We start from the raw sequence: 1,041 nt of genomic DNA, 5'->3' as shown, positions 1-1,041 counted from the left end.
AGTACCACAGGGAGATGCCACACTGAAAGGTGCAGTTTATGGTCTGTATGCCCGTGAAGATATCGTGCATCCGGACGGAGCAACTGGAACTATTTATAAAGTAGGAGAACAGGTAGCTTCTCTTACAACAGATGACAAAGGACAGGCTTCTGTAAATGGCTTGTATCTTGGCAAATATTATATCAAAGAGATTACAACTCCGACCGGATACCTGGCAGATACAGAAGAGCATGATCTTACGTGCAGTTATGAAGGAGATATGACAGCAGAAGTAAAAAGAGAGTGCACTTCCAGTGAGCAGGTCATCAAGCAGCCATTCCAGATCATTAAAGCAGTCAACAATGGAAAGACAGATGCAGATCTGTTATCCGGAGCTGGATTTACAGTTTATCTGAAATCTTCCCTTACAAAGAAAGCAGATGGAAGTTATGATTTTGATTCTGCAAAACCAGTAGTGAGTGGAGAAAATGGAGCAACTGAGATTTTCACAGATGAAAAAGGTTATGCCTGCAGTATTCCATTACCATTTGGAAGCTATATCGTGCGTGAGACAACAACACCGCACAACTACAAGCCAGTCGATGATTTTGAAGTGAATATCACAGAGCATCATCCAAATGAGCCACAGATCTGGCGAGTGCTTTTGGATGAAGAGTTTAAGGCAAAACTGAAAATCGTGAAAAAAGACGATGAAACAAAGAAATCCGTCCTGATTGCAGGAACAGAATTTAAAGTGTACGACTTGGACAGCAAGAAGTATGTGGAACAGGTAACAACTTACCCAGTGACAACAACCCATAAGTCCTATTTTACGGACAGTCAGGGATATCTGATTATGCCGAAGAATCTGAAGATCGGACATTACCGGATTGAGGAAGTTAATGCACCGGAAGGGTACACAATCAATAAGAACTATGTAGAGATTGCGGTGGATGCAAACACAGCATACCAGATGGATTCTGAGAGCGGAGATGCCATTATTACGGTAGATTACGAGAACCATCCGGTAAAAGGAAAGCTGACGATCTATAAAAAAGGTGA

General features: G+C 42.0%; 1 protein-coding gene. It reads left to right on the top strand.

Annotated features, from left to right (window positions below):
• Positions 1-1,041 (top strand): MSCRAMM family protein (locus ACZMB2_RS14435; protein ID WP_487597230.1); only part of this gene is annotated, 1,041 nt, incomplete at both ends.

Source organism: Hominiventricola sp. (assembly GCF_057604405.1).
This window is presented reverse-complemented; position numbering and strand designations above follow the sequence as displayed.